The organism is Empedobacter sp. R132-2 (genome assembly GCF_030324375.1).
GTDB classification, from domain to species: domain Bacteria; phylum Bacteroidota; class Bacteroidia; order Flavobacteriales; family Weeksellaceae; genus Empedobacter; species Empedobacter falsenii_B.
The window spans coordinates 21,897-29,915 of record NZ_JACAGG010000001.1 but is presented as its reverse complement, the minus strand read 5'-3'; the positions used below and the strand labels follow the sequence as shown (position 1 = coordinate 29,915).

The 8,019-nt window shown below is 29.2% G+C and carries 7 protein-coding genes; 3 read left to right on the top strand and 4 right to left on the bottom strand.

Going from position 1 to position 8,019, the window contains the following annotated elements; translation table 11 throughout:
* Positions 1–57: 57 nt before the first annotated feature.
* Positions 58–771: a LytR/AlgR family response regulator transcription factor gene (locus HXZ69_RS00155; RefSeq protein WP_286494655.1), complete on the bottom strand. Its 714-nt coding sequence runs from the start codon at positions 769–771 to the stop codon at positions 58–60.
* Positions 768–1,847 carry a sensor histidine kinase gene (locus HXZ69_RS00150; protein ID WP_286494654.1) on the bottom strand — a complete coding sequence of 360 codons (1,080 nt, stop codon included), beginning with the start codon at positions 1,845–1,847 and terminating at the stop codon, positions 768–770. Before HXZ69_RS00150 ends, HXZ69_RS00155 begins: the two co-directional genes overlap by 4 nt.
* 200 nt (positions 1,848–2,047) lie before the next feature.
* On the opposite strand from HXZ69_RS00150, the gene HXZ69_RS00145 reads away from it, so the two are divergent.
* The 3 genes from HXZ69_RS00145 (at position 2,048) to typA (ending at position 5,327) form a co-directional block, all read left to right on the top strand.
* A complete protein-coding gene (locus tag HXZ69_RS00145; protein WP_286494653.1) occupies positions 2,048–2,452 on the top strand; it encodes a hypothetical protein in 405 nt (134 codons plus the stop codon).
* A 6-nt stretch (positions 2,453–2,458) separates the two neighbouring features.
* On the top strand, positions 2,459–3,430 hold the full coding sequence (locus HXZ69_RS00140) for a hypothetical protein (protein WP_286494652.1): 972 nt from the start codon (positions 2,459–2,461) through the stop codon (positions 3,428–3,430).
* A 94-nt stretch (positions 3,431–3,524) separates the two neighbouring features.
* Complete coding sequence (gene typA / locus HXZ69_RS00135) at positions 3,525–5,327, top strand: translational GTPase TypA (RefSeq protein WP_286484746.1); 1,803 nt, start codon at positions 3,525–3,527, stop codon at positions 5,325–5,327.
* Between the two features lie 56 nt (positions 5,328–5,383).
* On the opposite strand, the gene HXZ69_RS00130 is transcribed toward typA, so the two are convergent.
* Together HXZ69_RS00130 and HXZ69_RS00125 are read right to left on the bottom strand one after the other, a co-directional pair.
* Positions 5,384–5,704 (bottom strand): hypothetical protein, encoded by a 321-nt coding sequence (locus tag HXZ69_RS00130; RefSeq protein WP_125348788.1) that lies wholly within the window; start codon positions 5,702–5,704, stop codon positions 5,384–5,386.
* Positions 5,704–7,995, bottom strand: coding sequence for a choice-of-anchor L domain-containing protein (locus HXZ69_RS00125; protein ID WP_286494650.1), 2,292 nt, complete (start codon positions 7,993–7,995; stop codon positions 5,704–5,706). The genes HXZ69_RS00130 and HXZ69_RS00125 overlap by 1 nt, the downstream gene beginning before the upstream one ends.
* Between the last annotated feature and the right edge of the window lie 24 nt (positions 7,996–8,019).

Sequence of the window (8,019 nt, the reverse complement as noted above, 5' to 3'; positions counted from 1 at the left end):
GTCACGAAGCCAAACAGAAATGTTTGGCTTTTTTTATTTATACTATTCTCTTTTAATTTAATTTCCTTTCGAGTATTTCAGCATGAATTCTGATCGATAGGTTTCTCCTATTGGAATCTCAAACTCGTTCATATAAATTGTATGATTATCAAATGAATTGATATGTTTTGAATTTATGATATATGATTTACTAACGCGTATAAAAAATTCTGAATCTATTTTCTGATGAATCGTTTTTAAATTCATTGCCGTAATTAACTTCTGTGTCGTCGTATAAAGCACTACATAATCTTTCAAACCTTCTATGAACAATATTTCAGAAAAACTTATTTTATATTGTTTTCTGTCGGCTTTTATAAATAAAAAATTATCATCATTCTCTTCAACAGTATTTTCTTCAACCTTTTTAGTTGTAAGAAAATTGTTATAAAACGTCGCCTTGTTTATCGCTTTTTCTAAGCGCTTTTTATCGATTGGCTTTAATAAATAATCGATGGCATCTAATTCATAACTATCTATTGCATATCTTGAATAAGCTGTTGTAAAAATTATTAAAGTATTTCTAGGTACATTTTGTGCAAACTCTATCCCATTAATCAATGGCATTTCTATGTCAAGAAATATAACATCTGGTTGTGTTGTACTTAAAAACTTTGAAGCTAAAGCTGCATTCGGAAACTTTCCCAAAATTTCTAATTCAGAAACTTCGTTTATTAATAACTCCATTTCTTCACTTGCCAAAGGCTCATCATCTATTATAATACAATTCATATTGGGATTATTAAATTAACAACATATTCATTTTTTGTAGATTCTATATTTAAAGTATACATTTTACCATATAAAAGTTCTAATCTTCTTGTAATATTTGGAAGTCCCAAACCTTTAAATTTATTATTTGGAATAATGTAATTAGGATCTAAAGAATTTATACAAAAAAAGTGTAAATGATTATCAATAATCGAAACTTTCACCTTTATATAAGTTGCATCTCCATTTAAATTAACACTATGCTTTATGGCATTTTCTACAAACGTTGTAAATAAATTAGGTGGAATGTATGTCGAGTTTAATTCGCTTTTATTCGCTTCAGTCTCTATAACTACATTTAAATTTTCTTGACGAATTTTCTCTAAATCTAAAAAATTAGCTAAAAATTTCAATTCTGAGGAAACAGGTGTTTTTTCTTCATTATTTTCATATAACTGATACCTTAAAAAATCTGAAAGTTTCATAATAACATCTGTCGCTACCTCAGGATCTTTTCTAATTAATGCTTTTACATTATTCAACATATTGAATAAAAAATGAGGATTAATTTGATTTTTCAACTCATTTATCTCCATTGAAAATGTCAAATTTTTCAATTCAGATATTTGTCTATTATCTGCAATCCATTTCTGAAAAAGCTTTAATGTTGTTGTCATCATAATAATTGGCACAACAACTATAAGCCCTTCATAGCCTCTTCTTATATTTTCACCAAATTGTCTAGGATTTGCTATTCTATACTTTTCAAAAAACACATCTAATGATTGACCAATAATATTTATACCTACATAAACTAAAATTGTTAATAGTAATAGATATAAAATATAGTAACCTTTAAAAAAGAACTTTGGAACCAATATATAAATATTGATGTATGTTTTTAATACAAATACTACAAACAGTAATAGAATAACATAATATCTATAGATACCATAATAGTTAGATACAAATGCAGAACTGTATATCACTAATAAAAATCCAGCAATAAAAAGTAAATGACGAGAAAATCTAAACTTTTTATCTACTAGAAAATTTATAATTTTTTGATTTTTTGATTGAGGTAACAATGAATTCATTTTTATAAAAAAATCTTATCTATAACAAAGGTAATTGATAAATCTATTCCATTATTAAAGTTTATACAAACCATTGTTTTTATTATACTTCTTCTTTTTTTTATGGTTGGTATAAAAAAATCTAGTGTTGGTATAAAAAACTATTAAAACCATTTTTTTATACTTTTCTTAGCCATTCAATTTACAAAACATGAAATACTATGAGTGTGAAAAATTTTAATCATTGGGTAAATAAATTAAATCTTCTAGATTTTTCTGCAACAGAAAAAGAAGATAAAATTATTCAAATAACAGATCTTAATCGTTTTATACAATGTTACGATCCGACATTAGAAATTGTAGATTGTATACATCATGATTTTTGTATTATTGAAAAAAATGAACTTATTAAAGAAGTGAAATTAATGGATATTTCTAATCTTATAAATAACGAAACAATTTCTATAAATAGAAACAAGGAATCTTGGTTTGTCCTTGTAAATGACAAGTTAGATACAACCTTAAAATCAATTTTAAAAACGATAGAAGAACACAATATCAGTAAGATTTATGATAAAGTATTTGTCTTCAATTTTTTTCAATCGAGTATTCACGAAATCAAATAATAATTAATGTATTCAATAAAACAAAAAGCAATTACAAGTTTATTGCTTTTACTTTCAACTTTGTCTTTTGCTCAGAAAAAGGATAGTGTTCAAAAAAGAGCTGTTGCTTTTGTCGCAGATAAATTCCCCTTTACTCGTGTACTTAATGTAGAATATACAAATCTTACACCTTATAAGTTTTCTCAAAAGTTAGAAGATAGCAACTTTAATTTACCTGAAAGTAAAGTGAAAAATTTTCAACAAATAAAAGCAAATGCTAATTTGTATTTTTTCAAAAAAGAGAAATGGACAATATCTACAGCACTTAATTATAAGTACACAACAGCAAATATAGATAACCTTAGTTCTACTATGAATGAAACGAAACAAAACTTTCATTATCATTCGGAAGCTGTAACAGTAAGTCACATTTCTAAACTGTGGAAAAAAACAGCTATATATTCTGCTACTGCATCAGTTGATGGTAACGAAAATAGTTTTGAAAGATTCCGTGGTTTACTAACAGGTAGTATAATGATTACGGCAAACGAAAGAACTAAATTACTTTTAGGTTTAGCTGTAATTATAGATCCTAGTTCGCAAGTACCTACATTCCCAATTATTTCTTACGAACATAAATTTAAAAATGGTTGGGTAGCCGATATCATACTTCCTAAAAGAATAATGATGAAAAAAGATGTATTTAATAATGGTCGATTTTCTCTTGGGAGCGAAATGGATGTTACATCATTCTATTTTGATCAATCAAATAAAACATTTGAATTTAGACAAACAGAAATTAATAGTGGTGTAATGTATGAACATAGAATTGGTGATTTTATTGGTACTGTAAAAACAGGACTACGTAGCATTCCTACAGGAAGAATCTTTGAAAAAAATGAATCTTTTAATGACTATATATACGAGTATAGACCAAAATCATCTTTCTATTTCAACTTTGGTATATCGTACAACCCATTTGGTAATAAAAAACGATAAATAACATACGTTTGTTGCGATTTCATTAAATTAAATAAAATCTATAGTAATAAAAAATAAATTTGTCGTAAATTTGCACCCATAATTTTCAAGGATGCAAAACATTAGAAATATTGCGATTATCGCACACGTTGACCACGGTAAAACTACATTGGTTGACAAAATTCTTCACAGCGGAAACGTTTTTAGAGAAAACCAAGAGTCTGGTGAATTAATCATGGATAACAATGATATCGAGCGTGAGAGAGGGATTACGATCTTTTCTAAAAATGCTTCGGTAGATTATAAAGGTGTAAAAATCAATGTGATTGACACTCCTGGTCACGCGGATTTCGGTGGAGAAGTTGAGCGTGTGTTGAAAATGGCTGATGGGGTTATCTTATTAGTAGATGCTTTCGAAGGACCAATGCCACAAACGCGTTTTGTTTTGAGTAAAGCATTAGAATTAGGATTAAAACCATTAGTTGTAATTAACAAAGTTGACAAAGAAAACTGTCGTCCTGATGAGGTATATGACAAAGTTTTCGAATTATTCTTCAACTTAGATGCAACAGAAGAGCAATTGGAGTTTCCAGCATTCTATGGTTCATCTAAACAAGGATGGTTCAATACAGAAAATGTACGTGTAGACGATATTTCTCCATTAATGGATGGTATTCTTGAACATGTTCCTGCTCCAGAAGCTTACGAAGGTTCTTTACAAATGCAAATTACATCTTTAGATTATTCTAAATTCTTAGGACGTATTGCAGTTGGTAAAGTAAGCCGTGGTGTTATTAAAGAAGGGGATTGGGTTGCTTTAACAAAACCTGATGGAACGTTCAAAAAACATAAAATCAAAGAATTATATACATTTGCTGGTTTAGGTAAAGTAAAAGCTACTGAGGTAAAAGCGGGTGATATTTGTGCTGTTGTTGGTATCGATGGTTTCCAAATTGGAGATACAATTGCAGATCCAGAAAATCCAGAAGCATTACCAGTTATGCATATCGACGAGCCTACAATGAATATGTCTTTCGGAATTAACAACTCTCCATTCTTTGGTAAAGACGGTAAATTTGTTACTTCTCGTCACTTAGTAGAGCGTTTAGAAGATGAGTTAGAGCGTAACTTAGCTTTACGTGTAGAGCCAACAGAAGATTCTAATACACAATTAGTTTACGGACGTGGTATCATGCACTTATCTGTATTAATTGAAACAATGCGTCGTGAAGGTTATGAGTTGACAGTTGGTCAGCCTCAAGTAATCTTCAAAGAAATTGATGGTGTAAAATGTGAACCATATGAAACATTAGTTATTGATGTTCCGGATGATTATTCTTCTAAAGCAATCGACTTAGTAACTCAACGTAAAGGTGATTTATTAGTAATGGAAGCAAAAGAAGGAATGCAACACTTAGAGTTCGAAATTCCATCTCGTGGATTAATCGGATTACGTTCTCAAATGTTAACTTCTACTGCTGGTGAAGCTGTAATGGCACACACTTTCTTAGAATATAAACCATTCAAAGGAGCAATCGCTGGTCGTTCTGCAGGTGTAATTATTTCGAAAGATCAAGGTACATCAACTCCTTATTCTATTGATAAATTACAAGATCGTGGAAAATTCTTTATCGAGCCAGGTGAAGAAGTTTACGAAGGAATGATTATCGGAGAGCATTCTCGTAACAATGATTTAGTAGTAAATGTTGTTGAAGCTAAAAAATTGAACAATATCCGTGCAGCTGGTAAAGATGATTCATCTTCTATCGCTCCAAAAACAGAAATGACTTTGGAAGAATGTATGGAATATATCCAAGCTGATGAATGTATCGAGGTAACTCCAAATTTCATCCGTTTACGTAAAATTCACTTAAAAGAAGTAGATCGTAAGCGTTTCGAAAAATCAATGAGCTAATCATTTGAAATTATATATCACAAAAAAACCAGAAGTTAATCTTCTGGTTTTTTGTTTTAAATAGATTCGATTTTATTTTTAAGTGCTTTAATTGCGAAATTTAATTCATCTTTAGAAGCGTTATATTCTACTATTTCACCTTTAATTTTGAATCTCGAAACATTAAAACCTTCTTCAATATCATTGTACCAAATCAAATAATTTTCGTATACAGCAACTACCCAAAAATTATCCTCAATAACATCATCACATTTCCATATTTCAGGAGAAATTTTAATTTGATTCCAAAATAATAAAGTTTTGTCCTCCATATTTTGTTCAGAAAAATAAATTTCGAGCATCAAATCCTTTTTAGGAAAATTTATCCAATTATTCATTAATAAGTACTTTTTAATAAAATCCAATCTTCAAATTTTTGAGTTTGAGTTGAATTTGGTTCAGTCCATTCGATAATATACCAATAACTATCGGAAGGTAGCGCTTTTCCATTCAATTTTCCATCCCATGTATAATTGTTTGCTTCCGAACCTGTAAATAATAATTTTCCTTTTCGATTATAAATGACAAATTTCGGATTGATTTTACTTTTTAATTGCGAATAATCCAACACATCATTTTTACCATCACCATTTGGAGAAATAAAATTGATTAGTTTAATCAGCGAAAATTCTTTCGAAATAGGCAAACAATTATCTGCCGATTTCACAGAAATTGTATGAGTTCCTAAAGTTACATTTGTGAAAATATTTGAAGATTGAAAAGTGCCATTATCCAATGAATACAGATATGGAGGCGTAGATCCAGTGACTTTTATGGTCACCGTAGAACCTTGAATTTCGATAGATTGAATAGTTGGATCTTCGGCTTCAATAACTTTTACTTCTTGTGTATAAAAACAACCATTCAATCCTAACTTCACATAATAAGTTCCAACAGGAACATTTGTAATTGATTGATTTTTGTCGCCATTATGTAACCATTCGTAAGTTTTAAATCCTGGACCTGCGTCTAAAGTCGTCGTTGTTCCTTTGCAAATTGTAAGATCTTTTAAGGTTGATGATTTTCCTGATTGTTTGAAAATAAAATGAATTGGAGCAACGTTTTCGCATAAACCATTTTGTCTAAATCTTATCCAAAATGTTTGATCAGAATTGATAGTTCGTGTTGCGTTGATTGTATTTTGTCTATTTTTTGCATCAGCTTCGCTTAAATAATAAGTTGGAGATCCATAAATACCTGTAACCAAGTCATCAACATAATCTGATAAATTGATTTCTTCATTATTACTTAAATCCTCATCACAAATTTCTATTGGAGGAATTATGTTTGCAACACTTAAATGATTTAATGTAAAAGTAATTTCTTTAATAATAGGCTTACAAGTTTCGATTTGAACACGAATCCAAACTTCTTTAGATGTCTGAATTTCATTTAATTCGAAATTCGTTATTTCAGCAGAAATATTATCATTAGCATCTTGTTCAGTTTCAAAATATTTCACTTGATGATTAGAGTAATCTTCTACAATTCTATCAGTATAGTCATTTAAATTTATTTGTGCTTTTCCATCTAAATCATCATCACAAATAGAAAAACGATTTTGATATATTTGCGGTTCTTTTTGTACAGAAACATTAATATGTCCTTTCAAAGAACAACCTGTATTTTGTGTAATTTCTACTTCGTAATAACCAGTTTCGGTTACGGTTAATTTTGCATTTGTTTCACCAATAATTTCTTCACCATTTTTGTACCATTTATAGGCTGTAGCATTGGTAGTTGTAGCATCTATTGTTGCAGATGTTCCAGAGCATAATATAACATCAGAACCTAAACTTTTTGACCCTACAAAACTTCCAGCTTTCAAAAAAACGGCAGAATCATAACGACCTCTTGAATCTCCATGATCGGCAATAACCAATTTGATGTGATATTTTGTATCAGCTTCTATTTGTGCGTTTGCTTTCAAAACTTTTGTTTGTCCATTGAAATTCGTTGGACTATTTGCAGAATTAAAACCTCCAAAATATGATATATTTCGAGGGCAATCTCTTGCGCCATTTATAGTTAATGAAGTAACAGGAATAGTTGTATTTGGAATTAATGCAATGTTTTGATAAGGTTCAGAATTATCTGCTTTTTTGATTAAGAAGGCAAAAGCATCAGAATAATCACAATTATCAATTCGATATTCTTCTGAAAGAAACATGTACTCGAAACTAATTTGATCTGTTGTAAGGTTTGATACAAAATCAAATTCGAGAGATGTAGCATTTAAAATTTTGTCATGAGGTAAATTAGATTGTATCAAAATATCAATTAAGTCTTGATCTCCTCCCCAATTAATTCCATAAAAACTTTGTAAAGTAGCATTTGGACCTTCAGCAGCTTTTGCTTTTCCAGTAGATAAAATAATTCCTTCGGAAAGATCAAAATTACTAGTTCCTTTTGTAAAATAACCATAGCTTATTTCATCATAAGATCTATTGTATCCAGAAATATTAATATTAGAAATAGTAATACAACCTGTGTTTGTTCCAATAAATTTATCAATTAATTCTTCTTTCGATAAAGATGTATCTACCAGAATATATTGACCAAATAAAAAACTATTTAGTGTAAAAGTAAAAAAGAGTAGGAGAATTATTTTTGAATAAAAGTGTTTCATAAAAAATAATTTAGATAAAAAAAC

What these genes read in the sequence shown, in the direction of transcription:
- typA (WP_286484746.1), top strand. Translation starts at nt 3,525, where the DNA reads ATGCAAAACATTAGAAATATTGCGATTATCGCACACGTTGACCACGGT.
- HXZ69_RS00155 (WP_286494655.1), bottom strand. Translation starts at nt 771, where the DNA reads ATGAATTGTATTATAATAGATGATGAGCCTTTGGCAAGTGAAGAAATG.
- HXZ69_RS00140 (WP_286494652.1), top strand. Translation starts at nt 2,459, where the DNA reads ATGTATTCAATAAAACAAAAAGCAATTACAAGTTTATTGCTTTTACTT.
- HXZ69_RS00145 (WP_286494653.1), top strand. Translation starts at nt 2,048, where the DNA reads ATGAGTGTGAAAAATTTTAATCATTGGGTAAATAAATTAAATCTTCTA.
- HXZ69_RS00150 (WP_286494654.1), bottom strand. Translation starts at nt 1,847, where the DNA reads ATGAATTCATTGTTACCTCAATCAAAAAATCAAAAAATTATAAATTTT.
- HXZ69_RS00130 (WP_125348788.1), bottom strand. Translation starts at nt 5,704, where the DNA reads ATGAATAATTGGATAAATTTTCCTAAAAAGGATTTGATGCTCGAAATT.
- HXZ69_RS00125 (WP_286494650.1), bottom strand. Translation starts at nt 7,995, where the DNA reads ATGAAACACTTTTATTCAAAAATAATTCTCCTACTCTTTTTTACTTTT.